The 23286-nt window shown below is 36.2% G+C and carries 14 protein-coding genes; 8 read left to right on the forward strand and 6 right to left on the reverse strand.

Features of this window, described 5'->3' with window-relative positions:
- Positions 1 to 131: 131 nt before the first annotated feature.
- The 3 genes from INR75_RS18370 to INR75_RS18380 all read left to right on the forward strand — a co-directional run bounded on the left by INR75_RS18370 (position 132) and on the right by INR75_RS18380 (position 4123).
- Positions 132 to 2168 carry a M56 family metallopeptidase gene (locus INR75_RS18370; RefSeq protein WP_223089959.1) on the forward strand — a complete coding sequence of 679 codons (2037 nt, stop codon included), beginning with the start codon at positions 132 to 134 and terminating at the stop codon, positions 2166 to 2168.
- A gap of 162 nt (positions 2169 to 2330) precedes the next feature.
- The gene (locus INR75_RS18375; RefSeq protein WP_223089960.1) at positions 2331 to 2483 is read left to right on the forward strand and encodes an SsrA-binding protein; all 153 of its coding nucleotides are present in this window, start codon (positions 2331 to 2333) and stop codon (positions 2481 to 2483) included.
- Positions 2484 to 2893: 410 nt separating this feature from the next.
- Complete coding sequence (locus tag INR75_RS18380) at positions 2894 to 4123, forward strand: MFS transporter (protein WP_223089961.1); 1230 nt, start codon at positions 2894 to 2896, stop codon at positions 4121 to 4123.
- Between the two features lie 32 nt (positions 4124 to 4155).
- Here INR75_RS18380 and INR75_RS18385 read toward each other — a convergent pair whose 3' ends face one another.
- Genes INR75_RS18385 through INR75_RS18395 form a run of 3 tightly spaced genes read right to left on the reverse strand, consistent with a single transcriptional unit; the run spans position 4156 to position 13780 of the window.
- Positions 4156 to 6081, reverse strand: coding sequence for an OmpA family protein (locus INR75_RS18385; RefSeq protein ID WP_223089962.1), 1926 nt, complete (start codon positions 6079 to 6081; stop codon positions 4156 to 4158).
- 12 nt (positions 6082 to 6093) lie between these two features.
- Positions 6094 to 7032 (reverse strand): type IX secretion system membrane protein PorP/SprF, encoded by a 939-nt coding sequence (locus tag INR75_RS18390; RefSeq protein ID WP_223089963.1) that lies wholly within the window; start codon positions 7030 to 7032, stop codon positions 6094 to 6096.
- A 43-nt stretch (positions 7033 to 7075) separates the two neighbouring features.
- The gene (locus tag INR75_RS18395) at positions 7076 to 13780 is read right to left on the reverse strand and encodes a gliding motility-associated C-terminal domain-containing protein (protein ID WP_223089964.1); all 6705 of its coding nucleotides are present in this window, start codon (positions 13778 to 13780) and stop codon (positions 7076 to 7078) included.
- A gap of 693 nt (positions 13781 to 14473) precedes the next feature.
- Between INR75_RS18395 and INR75_RS18400 the strand changes: the two genes are divergently transcribed.
- The 4 genes from INR75_RS18400 (at position 14474) to INR75_RS18415 (ending at position 17417) form a co-directional block, all read left to right on the forward strand.
- Entirely contained in the window at positions 14474 to 14686 is a 213-nt protein-coding gene (locus INR75_RS18400; protein ID WP_223089965.1) for a hypothetical protein, read from the forward strand.
- 365 nt (positions 14687 to 15051) lie between these two features.
- On the forward strand, positions 15052 to 15741 hold the full coding sequence (gntA, locus tag INR75_RS18405) for a guanitoxin biosynthesis heme-dependent pre-guanitoxin N-hydroxylase GntA (protein WP_223089966.1): 690 nt from the start codon (positions 15052 to 15054) through the stop codon (positions 15739 to 15741).
- Between the two features lie 8 nt (positions 15742 to 15749).
- Positions 15750 to 16337 (forward strand): DUF1989 domain-containing protein, encoded by a 588-nt coding sequence (locus INR75_RS18410; RefSeq protein WP_092541593.1) that lies wholly within the window; start codon positions 15750 to 15752, stop codon positions 16335 to 16337.
- Positions 16338 to 16697: 360 nt separating this feature from the next.
- Complete coding sequence (locus tag INR75_RS18415; protein WP_223089967.1) at positions 16698 to 17417, forward strand: hypothetical protein; 720 nt, start codon at positions 16698 to 16700, stop codon at positions 17415 to 17417.
- Positions 17418 to 17493: 76 nt separating this feature from the next.
- Here INR75_RS18415 and INR75_RS18420 read toward each other — a convergent pair whose 3' ends face one another.
- Positions 17494 to 18180, reverse strand: coding sequence for a site-2 protease family protein (locus tag INR75_RS18420; protein ID WP_223089968.1), 687 nt, complete (start codon positions 18178 to 18180; stop codon positions 17494 to 17496).
- A 272-nt stretch (positions 18181 to 18452) separates the two neighbouring features.
- On the opposite strand from INR75_RS18420, the gene INR75_RS18425 reads away from it, so the two are divergent.
- Positions 18453 to 19445: a potassium channel family protein gene (locus INR75_RS18425; RefSeq protein ID WP_223089969.1), complete on the forward strand. Its 993-nt coding sequence runs from the start codon at positions 18453 to 18455 to the stop codon at positions 19443 to 19445.
- 83 nt (positions 19446 to 19528) lie between these two features.
- On the opposite strand, the gene INR75_RS18430 is transcribed toward INR75_RS18425, so the two are convergent.
- Both INR75_RS18430 and INR75_RS18435 read right to left on the reverse strand, forming a co-directional pair.
- Positions 19529 to 21661 carry a catalase gene (locus tag INR75_RS18430; protein WP_370629864.1) on the reverse strand — a complete coding sequence of 711 codons (2133 nt, stop codon included), beginning with the start codon at positions 21659 to 21661 and terminating at the stop codon, positions 19529 to 19531.
- A gap of 184 nt (positions 21662 to 21845) precedes the next feature.
- Complete coding sequence (locus INR75_RS18435; protein ID WP_223089970.1) at positions 21846 to 23282, reverse strand: NAD(P)/FAD-dependent oxidoreductase; 1437 nt, start codon at positions 23280 to 23282, stop codon at positions 21846 to 21848.
- Positions 23283 to 23286: the final 4 nt, after the last annotated feature.

Below are 23286 nucleotides of genomic sequence, written 5' to 3' on the forward strand. Positions count from 1 at the left end.
TTTATCTATCTTTTAAAATCCTCTGCATTAATCGGATTATTTTATTTTGCTTATTTCATTTTGCTGAAACAAGAAACTAGTTTTATGCAAAACCGTAAGTTCTTAATCATTGTCTTGTAAGCTCCCTGGTCTTGCCCTCTATCTACTTTACACAAAAAGAATATGTAGAACTGCAAGCCAGCAATGCACCCTATGTTGCTTTTACTGAATTTTCTCCACAGGAAAATATGATGATCGAAGAGCCTACAGATTGGTGGCAGATTGGTTTTTATTTGTATTTATTAGGGCTAGCGGTGATGAGTTTTAAATTTTTACTTCAGCTATATAGCCTGCAGAGAATCATTAATTCTGGAAAACAAAAGCGGTTTAAAACCTTAAAATTGGTTAGAACTTCTAAGGATATTAAACCATTTTCCTTCTTTAAACACATCGTTTTTAATCCCAAAAAACATAACGAAAAAGATCTAAAATTAATCCTGAAGCATGAGCAAATTCACGCGAAGCAATGGCATTCTTTAGATGTTATTTTCACTTCACTGCTTTGTATCGCTTTTTGGTTTAATCCGCTTATATGGCTTTACAAAAAAGTGGTGGTACAAAACCTGGAGTTCTTAGCAGATCAAGATGCTGTAGCCAATATCCCGAGTAAAAAAGAGTATCAAAAAGCTTTAGTTATGGCCACTGTTGGTTTGCAGCCTGCCATGACTAATCAATTTTATCAATCATTTATTAAAAAAAGAATCATCATGCTTAACAAATCGAAAAAGAAAAACACACCGTGGAAAACACTTTTAGTAATTCCATTTTTATGCCTGTTTTTATACAGTTTTAATTTAAAGACAGAAAGTATCGTCTTAGATTCTTCTAATAAAGAAAGATCTGCTCAGGATACTGTAAAAAACCAAAGTATTTTAGGTAATGTGAGTTTTGTAGAAGATGCAGAAGAAGACACAGAAGCAGCTAAAAATGATGATCAAAAATTACCAATTCGATCTAAAGCTTTTGATGTTCTAGGCGAAAAACCACTTTATATTCTAGACGATAAAAGTTATACAAAGTCTGAAATTGAAGGAAAAGCGATCACTTTTAAAGCGGTAAAGATTATGAAACCGGCCACTGCAAAACAGCAGTACGGTGAACATGCGAAAGATGGTGCTGTGTTATTATCTAAAACTGAACTTATAGATGATCTTCAGGAATTTTATAAAAACCTGGATAAACGGGAAGAAGCAGTTGAACTTCAATTTTTAACGATCACTTCAGCCAAAAAACCTGAAATCTTAACTTTAAAAAAAGAGGCGTCTTCAGTAAAAACTACGCATAAAAAAGAAACTTCTTCCGAAGAAAAAAAAGGTAATGAGAACGGAACTACAGAAAGAAAAAAACCGACTAGAATAGTAAGTCAATCTTCGCTAAGAAAATCGAATGATACTCTTTTTATTCTAAACGGAATTATTCAAAAAGACAGAACATTTCTGAATCATTTCGGAAAAGAGAACATTGAAAATATTACCTTTTTAAAAGGAGCCAAAGCGACTGCTCTATATGGTGCCCGAGCTTCTAAATATGGTGTAAAAATTTACACGACTAAGGTTAAAAGCTCTAATTTAACTAGGCATAATAATCAAAAAACAACAGATTCTGTAAAGGTCTTTAGAATCAGCGATTCCAGCCAGGCATATAAACCACTTTATGTGCTAAACGGTGAAGTGATTTCAATAAAAGAATTTGAAAAATTGGTTCCTAAAGATATCAAAGCGATTTATGTCTTAAAAGATAAAAGCGCAACTACTAAGTACAAAAATAAGCAAGCTAAGTATGGTGTAGTGGAAATTTACACCAATGACTATAAAGGTGATATACCGGCACAAACGACTTCTAAAGTTTTTGTGTATACGATTAATCCTAACGAAACTGATGCTGCTATTAATAATATGATCAAGAAGATTAAAAAAGCATACGATGTTGATGTAGATATTAAAAAACTGCATAGAAATGATGAAGGGCTAATCTATACTATTAAAATGAAAGCCAGACATTCTGGTTCATCTTCATGGAATGTTACCTACAGCGCCTCTAATAGCAGTGATCATGTAGAAACTATTTATATGGTTATGGATACTGATAATAATGACTTTAAGATCACTAATCAAAAACCTGGTAAGTAAACTACCTTAGAACAAGTAAGCTAGTGAGGCATTTTTTGAAAATCATCTTTGTACCGAGCTAAGCCTCGGAACATTAAATCTCGATTATCGAGTAATTTATAAAAATAGCTTCTTTTTTATTGAAAGTCAATATTTTAATATATTTGAAATAAACTAACCAAAATGAAAAAGAAGTTGTTTAAATCTTTAGCAAAATTAAACAAGAAATTATTGCCAAGTTATTCAAAAAAGCAATTAGATCTAACCAAGGCCAGCAAAGTACAAATGGCGATTATTGGCTGGAAAACCTGGGTAACCAAAAACTCGTTAGATTAACCTATTACAGAAAACCATACTCTATAGCTTTATCCAGAATTGGTTTATCTCCAGATTCTTCAATTTCAAATATCTTTCTAATATTTCTTTTCCTTTTTTCTATTGCCGCCAAAGAAAGCGGGATAATCTACTAAGTTTTTGCTATCGATTTGCAAAATAGCCATTGTAATTAACAGATTAGCTACCATATTACTTTACTTTGCCACCAAGCTGGCGAATCGTTGTCATAGGTGTATTTTATAAAAATTTTGGATTTTTGAACCGGCTCCGTTTTTAGCATAAAAATAATTACTGGAGAGCCGTAAATAAATTAATATGAATTTTTCGAACACTGAAAGTCTCACTAAAATATTCCGACTTACCTCCCGAAAATTAATCTGATATTTGCCGCATTTCTAATCCCCCAACCAATGCACTTAAGAGAAGCCTCTGAGAAACGGAAACAAATTGCTACCATAGTCACTTTTTTTACGATTCCACTTTCAGGATTTATGACTGATATTTATTTGCCTTCTTTCCCCTCGATGGCACAAAATCTCTCGGTTTCAGAAAAAAGTATTCAGCTTACCTTAACCTGTTTCTTTTTAAGTTATGGCTTTGCACAGCTATTTGTTGGGAGCATTTTAGATAGTCTTGGGCGTTATAAACCCGTTTTATTTTCCTTAGTGGCTTTAGTTATAAGTAGTCTTGCCATTACCTGGACAGAGCAGGTTTGGCTTATCTGTTTTTGGCGAATCGTGCAGGGCTTGGGGACTTCTTTTATCGTAGTGGCTAAACGTGCTTATTTTGTAGATGTTTATGATGAAGAAAAACGGAAGCATTTTTTAAGCTTTTTCACCATCGTATGGTCTTGCGGACCTATAATCGCACCTTTTCTTGGCGGATATCTGGAAAGTTTATTTAATTGGCAGGCTAATTTTTATTTCCTCGCTATTTACGCCGGAATTCTATTTTTTGCTGAATTATTGTTAAGTGGCGAAACAATTAGAAGCGTGAAGAAATTCAACCTGAAGAAAACTTCAATGCTTTACGCCATAATGCTGAAAAATAAAGCCTTTGTTTTTGGAATTTTAATCTTAGGGCTTGCCTACTCTACCGTTATGGTATTTAATATTGCTGGCCCATTTGTGGTAGAACATCACTTTGGTCTTAATGCAGTAACCACAGGATATTGTACACTTATCCTAGGAATTTCCTGGATGATTGGAGGAATTTTAAGCAAAACTTTTTCGAAACAAAATTTCCCTATAAAATTACGAATATCGGCTTTTGCACAAATCGTTTTGTTAATTCTATTTGTAATCGCTTCACTTCAATTAGACAAATTATACCTTTTAGTAGGATTTGCGTTTTTAATTCATATTGTTTCCGGTTTTATTTTCACCAACTATTTTACTCAGAATATGATCTATTTTCCTAGCAATGCCGGGATTGCCGGAGGATTAATTGGCGGACTCCTTTATATTATCACTTCCATCGTAAGTTTTGTGATCTCTTCTTTCGGAGAAATTGCAAACACTTTTGATATGTCTTTGCGATATCTAGGCGTTGGCATTCCGCTGATTTTGGTGATTTTTTACGCTACTTTTTTAATTCTGAAAAACCATCGAAGAAAATTGAAATTAGGAAAAAGCTTTTAATAATTAGAAGAATCAATAATTTTCGAATCCTCCTACCTCTCCACCACAATAAAATCTGAGCGGCGGTTTTCTTCGTGTTCTTCATCAGAACATTCGACGTTGTTGCTGCAGCGGTTTAGGATTTCAATTTCCCCATAGCCTTTGATGCTTACAATTCGGTTTTCTGCTATTCCTTGTGAGATTAGATACTCTTTAGTTGATTTTGCACGATTTTGAGACAAAATTAAATTGTAAGTATCACTGCCTCGGGAATCGGTATGCGATTCGATCTTGATCTTCATTTCGGGAAAACTTTGCATAACATACACAATATGATCCAGCTGTTTTGCCGCTTTTGGCCGTATATCGTATTGGTTAAATTCAAAAAATATAGGATCGATCTTTATTTTCTCCTCATCACCATCGGTTTCTACCAGATCCTGGTAAGCAGACAGTAAAAAGTTAACCCCACTTATGGTATCACGATGTACATTTTCTGTTGTTATCAACTTTGAAGCTTTTGAGTAGTTATTTTTTTCCGCAGTAAATAAAAACTCATCATTACAGGGAACCTGCGCTACATACTTTCCCTGGCTATCTGTGGTTACTGTTTTTATTTTGGCATCAAATTGATCTTTGATAATTATAGCCGCATTTTTTAAAGGTTTTTTGGTAAATGAATCCAATACTTTTCCCGCTACGAATTGATAACAGGAACGTGTAAAATAATAAATATCATCATCGCCTTTGCCCATACTTCGGTTAGAGGACATATAACCGTCTTCCTGATTTTCAGCAATGATATAAGAAAAATCATCTTTACTGCTATTAATTGGTTTCCCTAAATTTTGTGGAACGCTAAAACGAAAATCTCCTAAATTTTTAGCCTGAAAAATATCCAATCCGCCTAAACCATAATGTCCATCTGAAGAAAAATACAAAACATCATCCTGGTAATACGGGAACATTTCTCGACCTTCAGTATTAATTTCTGGCCCCAGGTTTTTGGGCTGCGTCATACTTCCATCGGGATTTAACTGAACCATATAAATATCGGTATCACCAAATCCACCCGGCATATCGGAGACAAAAAACAGGTATTTTCCATCTCCGCTAAGAGCCGGATGTCCAACCGAATAGTCTTTACTGTTAAAAATTAGATCTTCTACGTCACTAACCTCACCTTCTTTTATAAGTCCGCGCATTACATGGAAATTATTTATACCATCTGCATTATTAAACAGCTTGTTGTTTTTACTCATATTAGAGGTGTAATAAATTGTATCTAAATCTTTGGAAAATGCAATGGTGGCATCATGATAACGGGAAGCAAGGCCTTCCATAAATAATTTTTCATTTACAAGTTCGCCGTTATTTTTAGTGCGATCTGCAATGTACAGGTCTAAAAAAGGCTGTTGGTTCCATACATAAATTTTATTGCCGGTTTCATTATTCTTTTTACTAGAAGAATATACTAACTGATCGCCATAAAATGCCGGCCCAAAATCTGAATTCTCGCTATTTGTGGACAAATTATAAAGTATATAGCCTGAGTTTCCTTCCTGCATTCCCCATAACTCCTTTTTCTGTTCCATAAAACGAGCTATAAGCATGGGATTATTCTTTCTTTTTAAGTAAACTTCAGCAAGTCCATCTGCTTTCTTATAATCCCGAACTCCGCGTAAACTTTGGATATATTTAAACATATAGTCATTTTCCATCGCTTCTCCCTGAATGCTATACAATTCAGTATACCATTTTAAAGCCTCTGGGATCTCACTAATTAAATAGTGAGCATCCCCGGCTTTTTTCAAGGTTTCAATTTCTCTTTCATCGTTTTTGGCCAGATAATCATCATAGACTTGCGCCGCTTCAATGTAATTCATCTCTTCGAATAATTGGTTGGCATGCTTTACGCGCTGGGCATACAACGTAAACCCTAAACTCAAAAAAAGTAATAGTAAAACGTAGTTTTTCATGACAAAAGTGAATTAAAAGAATCGAGGGGATTTAATTTTATTGTTTCCTTTCATAAGATCAAATCGCAATAAAATCTCGTGAGTTCCATCATTGTATTTATTGAAATCTGTTGTGGTGTAATCGAAAGAATATCCCACAAATAGGCTATTACTTATTTGAAAACCGGCCAGGAAACTAACAGAATCATTCCATCTATAGGCTGCCCCTAGACTCAAGAAATTTTGTAATAATACATTTCCTGAAAGATCTACTGATACTGGAGCTCCACCAACCGCTTTTACTAAAAAGGCAGGCTTAAATTTCAAATTTCGGTTAATATCAAAGACATATCCCCCCATTATGAAATAATGCAATCGATCTGAAAGCACAGCTTCTTCAATATCATCATAATAATCTGATCTTATAAAGTTAGGCACCGAAGCACCAATATACCAGCGATCAGAATACCAATAAAATCCGGCCCCAACAGAAGGCATAATTCTGCTTTCAATATTGGTATTTAAAAGAACATCGTCTGGATCGTAAAAACGACCTTTACTCCAATCCACATTCAAAAGCTGGGCACCACCCTTAACTCCTAGGGCGAGTTTTGTGTAATACCCGGTCTGAATAGTATATGAAAAATTGGCATCAGCAAAAACTTCACTAGACGGCCCAAGTTGATCGTTAACAATATTTAGCCCCAATCCCATCTTTTCATTTCTTAAGGGAGCATGTATACTAAAATTCTGAGTCTCTGGTGCGCCCTCTACACCAACCCATTGACTACGATAAAGTAGCAATGCCTGCAAGCTCCCTGTACTCCCGGCGTAAGCCGGATTTATAGACATTGTATTGTACATATATTGTGTATAATGCGGATCTTGCTGCGCGATAGCCGCTTTAGTGATCATTAAGATTAGAAGAACTAAGCACGCTTTTAAATTTCTATATATATAAGCTGTATTCATAATTTTAATTTTTTCTCAGTTAAGATTTAATTTCATCTATACATTATCTCATTATATATAACCATCCCTGCATGTTCACGCTATCTATTTCTCCCCTTTCATTTACCTGCAAGACATAATAATAAGTGCCTACCGGTAAAGGCTTATTAGTGAGAACAGCTCCTCTATTTGCTGTCCCATCCCAATTATTCTGGTATCCACTGGTTTCAAATACCAGGTCTCCATATCGATTATAAACTTCAAGCTTGTTATTTGGATAATTCTCGATGCAATCGATCCTAAACACATCATTAGAGCCATCATTATTAGGAGTAAATTCATTGTATACCACAAGACAAAGCGGATTTACAGTGATTTGTGCCCTGTTATTACTCGCATTAGGATCTACCGGAACGCTAGACATAAGTTCTACCACATTCATATATTCATAGATATCCAGTATTTCTACCGTGATTCGAGCTTCAGCAGATGCATTAGCCTGCAACATTGGTATGGTCCAATCCATATTAACCATACTAAACTGTCCCATTACTGAATTGACCGACTTTAACTCATATCCTGAAGGCATCATGTTGCGTATCACGATATCACTATAGTCTACATCACCAAGATTATCAACCCTAATGGTGAAAGTCACATCGTCTCCAATCATTGGTGATAAGTTATCTACGGAAATACTCATCGCTAGATCTGAACAGTTAACTACGTTGATGTCAATTATTTCCATTGCTTCTGCGGAACAACTATCAATATCCATATATGAAACACTAACTGAAGTATTTAGAACACTAGTCCATCTTACGGTAACTGAATTATCAGATAATCCACCACCGGCTATTATTTCACCGCCGTCGATATCCCACAGATAATCTTCTTTACCAGGTTCTGTCGTGTATGTTACTTCTTCCATTAAGCAGATTCCATCGACAAGTCCGTCTATACTAGCAACCACATCTGTTAATAAACTAACCGTAACTGCTAAACGTTGTGAACTTGAACAGCCGCTAGCCGGATCAAACCCTGCATAGTAAGTCATCCCATTTTCTAATTGAGTATTTTGAGCAAGCGGACTAGCTGAATCTGCAGAAGCATACCAAACAACATTGGCTTCATTTACCTGAATATCAGCCACCGTTGCCCCGGCGCAAAAAGATTGATTAGGTAATGTTGTTGTTGGCGTATCAGGATCACTTACAATCACCTGAAGGGTAGCCGCTTCACCTGGTAAGTTTTCACAAACACCATCACCACTTACCGTTACATAATAAGTCGTGGTGCTTGTTGGCATTACTGTTAGATCAGTAATTTCTGAATTGAGTTCCGCATCAGAATAATATCTGAATACAGGATTGGCAACCGAGCTAGTTGCAGTAAGCATAACATTACCGCCACTACAAATAAAACTATCGTTTACTGTTAAGTCACTAGCCGTAGCGGTTGGTAATAGTTCTACGCTTACCGCTAGAAGTTCACTGCTCGCACATCCACTCGCTGGATCAAAGCCGGCATAGTAAGTTCCGTTTTCAAGAACCATGGATTCATCCAATATGTCTCCGCCATTCTCATCAGCATACCAAACCACGTTGCCTTCATTAGTCATTAGATCGGCTATGGTAGCATCTCCGCAGAAACTCTGCATAGCCATATCGGTAGTTGGTGTTCCCGGATCACTCACACTTACCGTGATCATCGCCGCTTCACCCGGAAGGTTTTCACAAACTCCGTCACCACTTATTGTTGCGTAATAGGTAGTAGTTGCCGTTGGCATTACTGTTAGATCGGTGATTTCCGTGGTCAGTTCAGCATCAGCGTAATATCTGATCGTAGCATTGGCTACCGCAGTCGTTGCTTCCAATTCCACACTTCCACCGGCGCAGATATCATAATCCATTGTTATAAGATCTGATTCCGTAGCGGTTGGTAAAATCTCAACCATTACCGCTAATAATTCTGAACTTGCACAACCACTCGCTGGATCAAAACCGGCATAGTACGTTCTGTTTTCAAGAAGCATTGTTTCATCTAAAATGTCTCCGCCATCTTCATCAGTATACCAAACCACATTGCCTTCATTTGTCATTAGATCAGCTATTGTAGCATCTCCGCAGAAACTTTGTGTTGCCATATTGGTAGTTGGTGTGCCCGGATCACTCACAGTTACCGTGATCATTGCCGCATCTCCCGGAAGGTTTTCACAAACTCCGTCTCCAACAACCGTTACATAATAGCTTGTGGTTACCGATGGCATTACCTCTAAATTGGTGATTTCTGTGGTTAATTCGGCATCGGCGTAATACCTGATCGTTGCATTACTTACCGAAGTTGTTGCTTCAAGCTCCACACTACCACCAGAACAAATATCATAATCCATTGTTATAAGATCTGATTCCGTAGCGGTTGGCAAAATCTCAACCCTTACCGCTAAAAGTTCACTGCTCGCACAACCGCTTGCCGGATCAAAACCAGCGTAGTACGTTCTGTTTTCAAGAAGCATTGTTTCATCTAAAATGTCTCCGCCATCTTCATCAGCATACCATACCACATTCCCTTCATTGATCATTAGATCGGCTATTGTAGCATCTGAGCAGAAGCTTTGTGTTGGCATATCGGTAGTTGGTGTTCCGGGATCACTCACAGTGACCGTGATCATTGCCGCATCTCCCGGAAGGTTTTCACAAACTCCGTCTCCGCTTACGGTAACGTAATAGCTTGTGGTTACCGATGGCATTACCTCTAAATCGGTGATTTCATTCGTTAGATCAGCATCGGCGTAATATCTGATCGTAGCATTGCTTACCGAAGTTGTTGCTTCAAGCTCCACACTACCGCCGGCGCAGATATCATAATCGGTGGTTACCAGATCAGATTCCGTAGCGGTTGGTAATAATTCTACGGTTACCGCTAGAAGCTCTGAACTTGCACAACCGCTCGTTGGATCGAATCCGGCGTAGTAAGTTCCGTTTACTAATATTTCAGTATCGGATAGGATTGTTGTTCCATCTTCATCGGCATACCAAACCACATTGCCTTCATTGGTCATTAGATCAGCTATCGTAGCATCTCCGCAGAAGCTTTGTATTGGCATATCGGTAGTTGGTGTTCCCGGATCGCTCACACTTACCGTGATCATCGCCGCTTCACCGGGAAGGTTTTCACAAACACCATCACCGCTTACCGTTACATAATAAGTCGTAGTGCTTGTTGGCGTTACTGTAAGATCGGTAATCTCTGTGGTTAATTCAGCATCGGCGTAATATCTGATCGTTGCATTAGCAATAGCAGTTGTTGCTTCGAGTGCTACACTTCCACCTACACAGATATCATAATCCGTGGTTACCAGATCAGATTCCGTAGCTGTAGGTAAAACTTGTACTTCAAAAGGAATTCTATTCTGTATAGGACATCCATTTCGACTTATTTCTAAAAAGAAGGTTTGATCTGATTCTATTTCTGAAGTTGTATAGCTTCCACCGTTGGCCATTTGATTATCACCTGACTCTGAATCAAACCATATATAAGATAATCCCGCTTGAGTTTCTATGTTGAAATTAACCGATTCTCCACTGCATATTTCTGTAACTTCATAATCAATAATTTGATCAGGAACTTCAATATAAGCTCCGTAGATATCGGTACTTTCTAATGCGTTTACCAATCCAAGATTACGGATCTCTACGCGATCATATACGCCACTGGCTTCAAATTGTGCACTAAAACGTTCACCGCCAAGTAGAGTTAGACGAACTAAAGAACTATTTAAGGTATATTGATCTACCTGAGTATTTCCATTTAATAAGGTAACCTGCAATCCGCTTAATACCGATACATCGGCAAGGCCTCCGGGAATGCCCAGATCTACTCGGATGCTATCTCCTGCTATTCCTGAATTTGGAAAAATAAGCTCTTGATATACCGAAGCTGATACCCCGACACTAACCCTTAATCTTGCAAAATTATTAGGATCATTATCTACCGAATTTCCGGCATTGCTTACTCCGCATAATACACATAGTAAACCATCGATACCATTATTTTGAGCATTGGCTGCCGTACAATCGGTAAGATCTTCAACTGCTTCTACTGTTAAACTTACTGTGGTAGGTGTTGATTCCTGTCCGGTATCCGGGTTTCTGGAAATAACATCATAGGTATAATCACCAGGTGCAAGATCTGATGGTGTTGTATAGTTTTCTCCCACAAAAACTTCTACGCCATTATCATCATACCAAGCATATTCTACAGGATCTGGGTTTTCACTACTGGCCATAAAGGTCTGCGTTTCCCCTTCGGATATTGTAGCCATCTCCGGTGTTACCGTTGGTGGTAATAGATCGGACAAAACAGTTAAAGTTACTGTGGTAGGTGTTGATTCCTGTCCGGTATCCGGATTTCTGGAAATAACATCATAGGTATAATCACCAGGTGCTAGGTCTGTTGGTGTTGTATAGTTTTCTCCCACAAAAACTTCTACACCATTATCGTCATACCAAGCATATTCTACAGGATCTGGGTTTTCACTACTGGCCATAAAGGTCTGCGTTTCCCCTTCGGATATTGTAGCCATCTCCGGTGTTACCGTTGGTGGTAATAGATCGGACAAAACAGTTAAAGTTACTGTGGTAGGTGTTGATTCCTGTCCGGTATCCGGATTCCTGGAAGTAACATCATATGTATAATCAACAGGTGCTAGATTTGAAGGTGTTGTATAGTTTTCTCCCACAAAAACTTCTACACCATTGTCATCATACCAAACATATTCCACAGAATCTGGGTTTTCACTACTGGCCATATAGGTCTGTGTTTCCCCTTCGGAGATTGTTGCCATCTTCGGTGTTACCGTTGGTGGTAATAAATCGGACAAAACAGTTAAGTTTACTGTGGTAGGTGTTGATTTCTGCCCGGTATCCGAATTTCTGGAAATAACATCATAGGTATAATCGCCAGGTGCAAGATTTGATGGTGTTGTATAGTTTTCTCCCACAAAAACTTCTACGCCATTATCATCATACCAAGCATATTCTACAGGATCTGGGTTTTCACTACTGGCCATATAGGGTTGTGTTTCCCCTTCAGATATTGTAGCCATCTCTGGTGCTACCGTTGGTGGTAATAAATTATCCAATACTGTTACAGTAACATCGGCTCCCAAACTTTCACAGCCCGCTGCTGATACCCCAATAACCGTATAACCAGCTGAAGCCGTTACGTCAGTTAGCGCATACGTCTCCCCCGTATGAACTATCGTGCTCGCATCCCCTTCAGCGTACCAGTTATACGTTATATTGGTATCTGGATTCTCGATCTCGAAAGTAACATCCCCCCCAGAGGCTACTTCTATATTGGACTCCACTAAAACAGGTGTGGTTGGAAGGTCTTCAACTTCGATCGTTACCTTGACGCGGGCAGATTCATAGATACAGCCAGGTCGCGATTGAGCCACATAATAGTCATACGTTCCATCGGTTAAATTTTGAGGAGTAAAAGAAGTAGTCGTAGCAACGATAGTGCCTCCCTCGACTTGTGTATACCAATTGTAAACTGAACCCGCTATCGGGTTTTCGATGAAAAGGCTTACCTCTTTCCCTTCGCAAATAGATGCTATCCCAGCATTTAGATCATCTGAAATTATTACTGGTGATGGCGGGGCGCTTCCTACTTCATAAATATTAATACCTGAAAAAACAGTAGCTAAACTACCTGCATATCTTATTTCTGCTTCATCAAAAGCATTAGATACCGGAAGAGAAAGTAAATACTTCGAACTGCTTCCGCTTAATAATTCTAAACTTAGTAAAGAACTTGTAGTATTGAAGGTTTGAACTACTTGCTTATCATTTAAGGCTATTACCTGAAAATTTGATGATAATAAACTAAGATCTAAAAGTCCGGCTGCCTGATCTTCTAATATTATTTGAATTTGATCCCCAGGATTAGATTCTCCATTAAAAGGAATATTTAAATATGCAGAAGTTAATGCACTAACGTTTGCTCGTAAAAGAGCTGCAGAATTTGGATCGCCATCTATTGCGTTGTATGGATTCTGAATGACATCTAGAGCCGAAAGTAAATTTAAATCAAGTAATTCTCCTTCAATACCAACAAGAGCATCTACAGGATCAATACAACCTGAACCTACGCTACTTTCTTCATAAAAAGCTTCATAAACATCTACGGTAGTAAGTACTCCAACATTTAGTAAACCTTCTGGAACTCCAAGGGAAATTTTCACTCCATTGAAGTCTTCATCTGGAGTTATTATTACTTCTAATTGTTGATTGCCTGTAAGTGCACCAACTAAATCGCCTAATATAATTTCTTCTCCTGCATTTGACTCGCCTGAGTCAGTATCATTTATACCTTGTAAATACACTCCCGATAATGCAGATAAAACATCACCTCCTAAACCAAGTTTAATGGTAACAGGGGTATTTGCCTGTAGAGTTTCAGCGAAATTAAGTTTTATTGAAGCTTCTCCCCCAAAAGAGATCAAGCCGCCTAAGGCGTTTACAACTGTAGAATTTAATGTAGCAAATGTTGTAAGATCTGAGTCTGTGGCCGCATTCGCATTGTCTACACTCCCACTTAGAATACCTAATATAGAATATTCATCTGCACTTGCTTCTGCATTAGTTGCATATATGCGTTGTGTTGATGTTTGAGCATAAGATGTTATCGAGAAAAAAAGTACATTAAAAACCACTAAAATTAATGGCAGCTTTTTGTTATTAATAGGTAATGATAATTCCATAATTAGAGATTTAGATTAGTCTATCTCAAACGGAATTGGATCAAAGAATCCCTGCCGTATAAAATTTTCATTTTATACAGATATGTAAAATGGATGTATACTTAAAGGAAAGTTGTTACGTTGAGCTCTACAGCCTATAAAACATATAGACATCTAGAGGTTAGATCCTTTAGAATATATCTTATTTTGTAAAAAAGGAATTTAATCTTTGAGTAAATATTCCAACCATTCAGATAATATTTAAAGAAAATTAAAAATTACTTATCAGCTTCTGGTAGGGCAGAAAGTCATTTTCACAGGTACAGCGTGGGAGAAATTGCTCGTACACTAAACGTGAAACAAAACTGTCAAGCTAATTTGGTCGAATATCTTGATCTAAGTATCATAAAGATAAGAACTTATAGCATAACTCACAATTTAGAATTATTAATCTGTGATTATTTTCAGCTAATTTTGTTAAAGAAACACTAAAATTATTTAGCTAAATCCAATTAATTAAGTTATTTAAAAATAATAATTTAGGATTTTTTTAACTGTAAATTCAATGCTTGTTTGTTAAACGATGAAATTGATTCTTTTATCTCATAAACTTACATAGTGATTTATAATTTATCCAATTCTTAAATTTAATTTGAAAATAAACTTTAAATGAATTGAAATAATGAACTAAATTTGCGCCCTAAATTTTACATTTTGAAACAAATACCCAATTTAAAAGTTTTTAATTTCGAGATTAAGACACCAATAGATTTCGAAAATCAACTTGTTGTAGATGACATTATTAAAAATGACATCCTTGGACATTTAGATTGTCCTTATGTTCTAAAATCGGTAAGCTTATCTATTAATCGCAAAGACAACTACGTTGTTGTCGTTCTGGTAGAGCTTATTCTTGAAAATGAATAAAAAAAGTCCTGCAAAATGCAGGACTTTTTTTATTTAGCTTAGTTTTTATGAATAGTAAACATTATAGTTATTGCCATTTCTCTTCAAAGAATTTCCATTATTCTTCTGTGCGCCTTCATTCAGGTTGTAGTAAAATATCCAGGAATTACTCCTACTATATACTTACAAGTATAAATCGCTATTTAATCTCTATGAGTAGAAATATGATTTATTCATAAAGTAAAGAGGTTACAAATGACGTATTTACTATAAATACGGCCGCTATTACTTTTTATATGTTAAACCGTACCAAATATTGATTTAAACTGTTCTTAAGCCATTTCTCCTCGCAATTGATTCAGAATACATTTGAGAAAAACTAAGTTATGCTGAAGATTGCTGAAGAAAAGAAGGAAGATTTAACCAAAAGCTATAAAATTGACCAAATTTATAAAGATTTCGATCGATTTATTACAGGAGAAAATCATCCCTGTATTATGGCGAAAACTGTTTTTAGCATGGATAATGTTCATCTAAAATCATATAAAAATCTGGCTAATCTTAGCGAAACATCAAAATTATACGAAGATCTAAAATCATATATAAAAGAATACGATTTTGACTCAAACAAGTTTGAAACTTTTATAGCTGTTTTTCCAGATACACCTCAGCTAAACGAATTAGATTTCGAGAAGCAATTATGGATGCAATTAGATCAGCTTCATAAAATAGATAATTTCGACTGGGATAGCAGAGTAAGTAATGATCCAGACGACCAGAATTTCAGTTTTAGTATTGCCGGGAGATCATTTTATATTGTAGGTTTACATCCAAACAGTTCGAGACTCGCACGTCGCAGTCCGTTTACCGCTATTGCTTTTAATTTACACTGGCAATTTGAGAAATTAAGGGAAATGGGCACTTATAAGCGAGTAAGAAATACTATTAGAAAAAGAGATAAGAAACTACAAGGAAATATAAACCCCATGCTAGAGGATTTTGGTTCTAATAGCGAAGCAAAGCAATACAGTGGTCGTAAGGTTTCTGAAAAATGGGAATGCCCTTTTAAATATTAATTTTTTTTATGCAGACGATTTCTAAACAATCTGGAGTAGGTTTTATCTTAAAACGAGGAGAATATTTAAAAGTAAGCGGACCTAAAGGACAGCAGGTAAGCGACATGGTTCTTTTTAATAAAAATGATAAAAGAGAAAAAATATCAAGCGGAAAAACCTTAGATTTTGAAGAATCTATCCTAATTAGTAAGGACAACTTCCTTTGGAGCAATCGTAGCAACAAAATGATGAAGATCGTCGAAGACACCAATGGGCGTAATGACTTTTTACTGGCGCCTTGTAGTCCCGAAACCTTTAAAATTATGTATAAAAATGAAGAATATCATCCTAGCTGTTTCGAAAATTTATATACCAATTTAGCGAAATTCGATATAGAGCCAGATGACATTCCAACGGCCTTCAATATTTTTATGAATGTTCAATTTGAAAAAAATGGGAAAATAAGCGTAGATCCACCTTTTAATACTCCCAATGATTACGTGCTTTTTGAAGCTAAAATGGATTTGATTGTAGGACTTACAGCTTGCTCGGCAGAGGACAGTAACGGCGGTAGCTTTAAAGAAATTGAATACGAGATTTTTAAGGAACTTCCGTAATTGAGAATGTTACCTAAGGCGTATTAAAAACCGAATAAATAATATTAAAACCAAAAGAGAACCAATAATGAAAAACGGAATTGTTAGTACCGCTGGTAAGATTTGAATCGTAGAAGCCATAGCAATAGCATAACTTAAAAAAAGAAAAGCTATTAAGAGCTTCTGCTTAGAGCTGCTAATTAATTTCATGGTAGGTTAGATTTGGTTTGGTTTCACCAAGTTATAACACTTTAACCAACTAAACAACAGCTTTTTAAAACTATCTTCTTTTGCGTTAATAAAGCTGCGTATTTTGATAAAATCAATAAATTTTATCGGGATCACGAATAGAAATCAAATTATTAAAATTTAAAGACCAGAATGATGATGAAAGAAAGAAATGAGAACGGAAAAAAACCAAGCAACAGTCAAGAAATAAGTATACCTGATTGCTTACATAAGATAAATTCTAAATTCGAATTAAATGAACAAGAAATAAATAAAATATACGATCTGGAAGAAGCGATAATCTCTGGAGTTTATTTAACTGAGGAAGGTAGTTTTAATCCGGAAAATGGTGAATTTGTTACCGAAAATATTCCAGGAAATGGAAAAATTTGCATAAAGTATTTCCAAAAACTACCCTACCCGGAGTTTTTAATTCTGAAGAAAATTGAAGCATCAGAAAACGAAATTAATTTAAACTCGATCTATAATCAGCTTGAAGAAAATATTTTGTTTTTTGAAGAAGCAAGAAAAGCCTCAAAGAGGATGATCTTTAAAAGACTATTCGAAAATCATAAAACCCAAGCGCTACAAATCATTGAAGATTTAAATAAAAGCTTCAACAGATCTATAATACATCGTAAAACCGATGAAAAAGCACTTGCCGATCGTTTACACTTCTTGCAGAAAAAGGGCCGAAACTATGTATTGAATAAAGCGATGTATCTTGAAAACAAATTGGCAAAGGGCATAAGCGCTAAACTAGTACAGCCCGAACTAAAAAGGAAGAGGTACAAATTAGAATCTATTAATAATGAATTGAAGCAAAATATAGCTGAACTTAAAAGGTTTCAAGATGCAGTCTTGCTTCGTTAATGAGCGAGAGAAATATAAATTGATCATAAATCCCTGTTATTGAAATTAGTTAATAACAGGGATTTTTTTATAACTATTAAATTGGGTTACGAGGAAAAATTTCAAAATGACTTGTATTTTCCTTAATCACTTCTAGCTTGCTGGGTCTAGAGGCTCTTGCATGCGTCACAGCTTTCTGATATGCTTCATCATAATCATCGATATGATCAAATTCGGCTTCATCTTTATTTTCAGAAGATAGCATCCAGGTTTTCTCTTCCTTGTTATAATAAAGTTGAAATTGCTTTTGTTGTAATAATTGATGATTTCTCTTCAGCAAATAATAAATAATTTTACCGTCGCTGTAATTCCCGTCAGGATAACTCATAGGCAATAAAGCGAAAAACACATAATACAAAGAAAAATATAGGAATTGATAGGTAAAAATTGTTTCTACAATGACCTGATTTGATACTAAATAAATCAACACAAAACTAGAAAGAATATTTGCGATAATCCCACCAGAATAGATCAACAAATTTCTCCATCTACTTTTGTCTTCAATATTTTCGAAGTAACAATAACCATAGTAGAAATAATATTTTCTTATTTCGAAAAACCGTGTATTAAAAAGTATTTTACCAGAGCCTATAATTATTTTCACCTGTTTTGCGCCCAGAATCTTAGCTATCAAAAGATGGCCAATTTCGTGTACTAAGGAAACCACAGGAAGTATTATAAAAAAGGCTACAAATAATTTAGGTATGTCCCAAAATTCTATCATTCTCGATTATTTTTTACAAAATTAAGCTTACAGATCTGCGGAAGATAACGCATTAACTCATTTTAAGTCAGTAGTTAACGAGAATTTTAGCTTTTCCACAGAATTTATAATATTCGAATTAAATGAAAACTCAGAAGAGAAATTATTTCAATTAAAAGAAGATGAATGTTATTGCACTTTATTTGCTAAATAAGACTTAAAAGAATGGCTTTTCGCCTGAATAAATTTCGGCTAGACATTAATTCCATTATCTTTAAAATAAACTAGAACGAATGCTATTTTTTGCCCTGGGAGCCATACTATATATTTTAACGGTTAACGATATTTTAAAAACCACCTTGTCTATGGAAGGTGGTGGATTTTTAACCAACAACTTTTCTAAACTGCTCTGGAAAATAAGTTTTCTCATTTCTGGTAAAAACGGAAATTCAAAACTGTTAGGTAAAACGGGATATTTGATCTTAACCGGGATAATTATTTTTTGGGTAGGATTATTATGGACAAGTCTTTCTCTAATTTTAGTTTCAGATCCCGCTAGTATAATAAGCAGTTCTAACAAAACCCCGATACAGGGAATCGAAAAATTATATTTTGCTGGCTATACACTTTCTACTTTGGGAAGTGGAGAATATATTCCAGGCACAGATTTTTGGCGTATAATCACCAATATATTTTCTTTTACCGGTCTTGTTCTTCTAACAATGTCTGTTACCTATTTTGTTCCGCTTTTACAAGCAGTTATCGAGCAGCAGAAATTAGCGGTTCAAATAAGCGGATACGGCAGTAATCCACAGGAAATGATCATTAACTCTTACGATGGTAAACATTACCAAGGTTTAACCGCCAATGCTTCAGAGTTAAGTTTAGCGCTAATTAAACATACACAAAATCATAAAGCTTATCCCGTAATTCACTATTTTCACAATAGCGATCGATCTTACAATATTATTTTAGAACTTTCTAAAATTCACGAATGCTTAGTAATATTAGAACATTTAGTAAACGAAGAGCATAAACCAAAAGAAAGCGAACTTAGATCATTAAAAGTTGCTTTCGATAATTATTTTAAGATAATCACTCAAATTACTGGTACTAAGAAACAGAAAGATGATCTAATTTCTTCTATTAAAACGAATGTTTTAGTATCGCATAACTTTATCGACGCTAATAAAGAAGTTTCTTTCGAAAACCGCGGAAGAAAGATCTTTCAAAAACTTGTTGAAAACGATGGATGGCAGTGGGAAGATATTCAGAAAGAAGATTAATTACCAGTATAATAATTTAATACAAAGGCCGTATCAATGATACGGCCTTTTCTACTAACACAATTGCACTAAAAAACTAAACTTTATACAGGAATCTTCATCGCCTCTGGTTGACGTACCCAGTTACGATGTGCTGCAATTTGTGCTATAAAATCTTCAGGATCTTTTCCAATTAAGATAGCTTTATCATCTTTAAACATGGAAATAGCTGTTTGATCCAATAGATCTGCGGCTCCCTTTTCGGCAGCTACTGCTTTACAGTGCTTCAAAGTTTCATTGATAAACTTAATTGATTTTGGAGCGTTTAGTAATGCTTCTATACTTTTACTCCCTCCGGGAACATACACCGCGTCATAGAGAACACTCTCAGTAGTAAGCAATGCGGCGTCAACCTCGTGGTCTTTATCATGATCACATTTAACCGTTCCGCCATGGGTAGCCACTAAATGTACCATCGCATTTTCTTCAGTTAATGCTTTTTTCATTTTCATCACCTGTTCTCCATCAAAGCCATCTCCCACTAGAAAAGCAATTTTTCTGGTGGCGATACTACCTGAGTTTAAATGCGTTAAACTTAATGCTTCTGATCGATCAAGATATTCTTTTTTAGGTCCTGGCTGATGATCCTCTACGTTTGCATCTGCTCCAATAGCCTGATTCACGGGTTGATCAATATTTTTAGGAACCTGCATCCCCAAACCATTTGCAACCTTGGTAGCCAGATCTTTATCTATCTGGTTGATCACATAAAGCATACGCTTTTTTATATGATCATAAGTACATTTTCCCAGTTCAAATGTATAGGCATCAGCTACATGTTGTTGTTCCCAATCGGTAAGACTACGATAAAACAATGCCGGTTGCGAATAATGATCACTAAAACTGGTACTTCTACCTCTAATCTTTTTGGCATCTATGCGTTCTTCGTAAGAAGTAAATCCACCCTGAGCCATTTTTGCCAGATGAGGGCATCCGCCGCCAATAGAATTTGGGAAATAGGCAGTTTTGCCTTTGTCCACCGTCATTCGCATATGGGCATCTCGTTGATTATTATGGGTTTCATTTATAGGACGGTTGATAGGGATTTCATGAAAATTAGGACTTCCTAGACGTGAGAGTTGCGTATCGGTATAGCTAAACAATCTTCCTTGTAATAGCGGATCGTTGGTAAAATCAATCCCAGGAACCACATGTCCCGGATGAAAGGCCACCTGTTCTGTTTCTGCAAAGAAATTATCAGGATTTCGATTTAATGTCATTTTTCCAACACGCTGTACCGGAACCATTTCTTCAGGAATAAGCTTGGTAGGATCTAAAATATCAAAATCGAATTTGTGCTCATCCTCTTCAGGAATAATTTGTAGCCCTAACTCCCATTCAGGAAATTGACCGGCATCGATAGCTTCCCACAAATCTCTACGATGAAAATCGGTATCTGCACCGTGAATTTTTACCGCTTCATCCCAGGTAATAGAATGCGTCCCTAATAAAGGCTTCCAGTGAAATTTCACGAAATGTGACTTTCCTTCTGCATTTACTAATCGAAAGGTATGAATCCCAAAACCTTCCATCATTCTAAAACTTCTGGGAATGGCGCGATCGCTCATCACCCATATATGATTATGTAGTGTTTCAGTAGTATGAGACACAAAATCATAAAAGGTATCGTGGGCTGAGGCAGCCTGCGGAATATCACGATCTGGTTCTGGTTTTACTGCATGAATCAAATCCGGAAATTTCATGGCATCCTGAATAAAGAAGATAGGCATATTATTACCAACCAAATCGAAAATACCTTCCTCGGTATAAAATTTCGTAGCAAAACCACGAACATCTCTGGCTAGATCGGCAGATCCTTTATTCCCGGCTACTGTTGAAAATCGAACAAATACTGGCGTTTTTCGATTAGTATCGGTAAATATACCCGCCTTGGTATAATCCTCGAGGCTTTCGTATAATTCAAACACACCATGTGCACCACTTCCTCTGGCATGAACGATACGCTCTGGAATTCGCTCATGGTCAAAATGTGTGATTTTTTCTCTTAAAATAAAATCTTCTAACAATGATGCTCCACGCTCCCCGGCTTTCAAAGAATTATTGGTATCGTTAACCTTGACTCCCTGGTTAGTGGTCATCGTTTTGCCCGATGCATCTTTAGTGTTGGCCTTAAGATCTTTACTTTTTCCTGTTTCTTTCTTTTCCTCACTCATCATATTTTGGTTATGGATTAGGTTTTTAAAAGGTATCAAATCTAAGAGGTACAAATGTGCTTTATTGCCACATTTGCATCGTTATTCATCGTTTAACAAAACAATCGCATTTCTCTAACAGAGTTTAAGAGAAACCAAAGAGTAATGGAAAATATAAATTGGAAGAAAAATAATATTCATTATTTATTTAAAAGTGATCCTTAAAGGCTTGTTTGGCGGCATTAAACCCAGCCATACCATGCACTCCGCCTCCAGGTGGTGTAGAAGAAGAACACAAATAAATATTATTGTTGGAGGTTTTATACGGAGATATTTTTGCTATAGGTCTTGTGAATAATTGAGTGATATCCTGTCTTCCGCCATTAATATCTCCTCCAACCAAATTTGGATTAAAAACCTCTAAATCGCTTGTATTCATAGTAGATCTTTTCAGAATACTTTTTTTAAAACCTGGAGCTGCTTTTTCAATTTGATCTTCAATTATTTTAGTACAATCAAATGTACTTCCGTTAGGTACATGGCAATATGCCCAGGCGGTATGTTTTTCCTCTGGCGCTCGGCTACTGTCAAAAATACTGGGTTGAACAAGTAGAATATATGGATGTTCAGCAATTTTTCCTTTAGCAGATAAGGCTTCAGAATGCTCTATTTCTTCACTTCCATAACCAATATGAACTGTCCCTGCTCGCCTACATATAGCACTATTAAAAGGTATAGGATGGTTTAAGGCCCAGTCAATTTTAAAAACTCCAGATCCATAAGTAAATTTAGAAAGTCTTTTTTGATAGGTGTTGCCTAAGTTTAGGCCTTCTATTTTCAACAACTGTCTTGGAGTTAAATCGAATAACTGAATCTTAGAATTGGGAATATTCTTTGCATCTTTTACAGTATAATTACAGTGAATTTTTCCGCCGAGATCTTCATAATAAGCTAACAATGCTTTAATTATTGCTGAAGCTCCATGCTTGGGAAAAGGCCAGCCATTAATATGCGCCATGATGCTTAATACCAATCCAAATGACGAGGAAGCTAAATTTGTAAGTGGTAAAGTTGAATGTGCCGCGGCACCATAAAATAAAGATTTCGCTTTATCTTCCTTAAAATAATGATTTACTAGGGTTTTTGCCGGAAGAATAGCCTTAATCCCAAATTTTAAAAACTGAAGAGGATGTGAAGGTATGCCAAAAGGCGATAAAATATCTTCATCAATTTTTGCCCAATTTGATACTAAAGGATTCATTAAATCTTCATAAGCTTCTTTATCCTTTCCCAGATTAGCAGCTGTTTTAGAAATATCCCGATAACAACCTACCGCTTCTCCATTTTCTAAAGTTTGCGCAAAAGCAATTTCTGGAAATATCCATTCCAACCCATATTTTTCTAGAGGAAGTGTTTGAAAAAAAGGCGAACTATAGGACATGGGCAAGACTGCAGATCCTATATCATGAACATATCCCGGCAGCGTTAACTGCCCACTTCTGGTTGCTCCGCCAGGATCAGAATTCTTCTCCAGAATAAGTGTTTTTAGCCCCTTTTGTTGTAAATGAATCGCTGCAGAAATTCCGTTAGCGCCACTACCCACAATTACTGCATCATACTTTTCTTCAATCTTATCTTGCCCCATACCT

This window comes from Zunongwangia sp. SCSIO 43204, from assembly GCF_019904275.1.
GTDB classification, from domain to species: Bacteria; Bacteroidota; Bacteroidia; order Flavobacteriales; family Flavobacteriaceae; genus Zunongwangia; species Zunongwangia mangrovi.

What these genes read in the sequence shown, in the direction of transcription:
- INR75_RS18430 (WP_370629864.1), bottom strand. Translation starts at nt 21,661, where the DNA reads ATGATGAGTGAGGAAAAGAAAGAAACAGGAAAAAGTAAAGATCTTAAG.
- INR75_RS18410 (WP_092541593.1), top strand. Translation starts at nt 15,750, where the DNA reads ATGCAGACGATTTCTAAACAATCTGGAGTAGGTTTTATCTTAAAACGA.
- INR75_RS18420 (WP_223089968.1), bottom strand. Translation starts at nt 18,180, where the DNA reads ATGATAGAATTTTGGGACATACCTAAATTATTTGTAGCCTTTTTTATA.
- INR75_RS18375 (WP_223089960.1), top strand. Translation starts at nt 2,331, where the DNA reads ATGAAAAAGAAGTTGTTTAAATCTTTAGCAAAATTAAACAAGAAATTA.
- INR75_RS18415 (WP_223089967.1), top strand. Translation starts at nt 16,698, where the DNA reads ATGATGATGAAAGAAAGAAATGAGAACGGAAAAAAACCAAGCAACAGT.
- INR75_RS18425 (WP_223089969.1), top strand. Translation starts at nt 18,453, where the DNA reads ATGCTATTTTTTGCCCTGGGAGCCATACTATATATTTTAACGGTTAAC.
- gntA (WP_223089966.1), top strand. Translation starts at nt 15,052, where the DNA reads ATGCTGAAGATTGCTGAAGAAAAGAAGGAAGATTTAACCAAAAGCTAT.
- INR75_RS18395 (WP_223089964.1), bottom strand. Translation starts at nt 13,780, where the DNA reads ATGGAATTATCATTACCTATTAATAACAAAAAGCTGCCATTAATTTTA.
- INR75_RS18380 (WP_223089961.1), top strand. Translation starts at nt 2,894, where the DNA reads ATGCACTTAAGAGAAGCCTCTGAGAAACGGAAACAAATTGCTACCATA.
- INR75_RS18390 (WP_223089963.1), bottom strand. Translation starts at nt 7,032, where the DNA reads ATGAATACAGCTTATATATATAGAAATTTAAAAGCGTGCTTAGTTCTT.
- INR75_RS18385 (WP_223089962.1), bottom strand. Translation starts at nt 6,081, where the DNA reads ATGAAAAACTACGTTTTACTATTACTTTTTTTGAGTTTAGGGTTTACG.
- INR75_RS18435 (WP_223089970.1), bottom strand. Translation starts at nt 23,282, where the DNA reads ATGGGGCAAGATAAGATTGAAGAAAAGTATGATGCAGTAATTGTGGGT.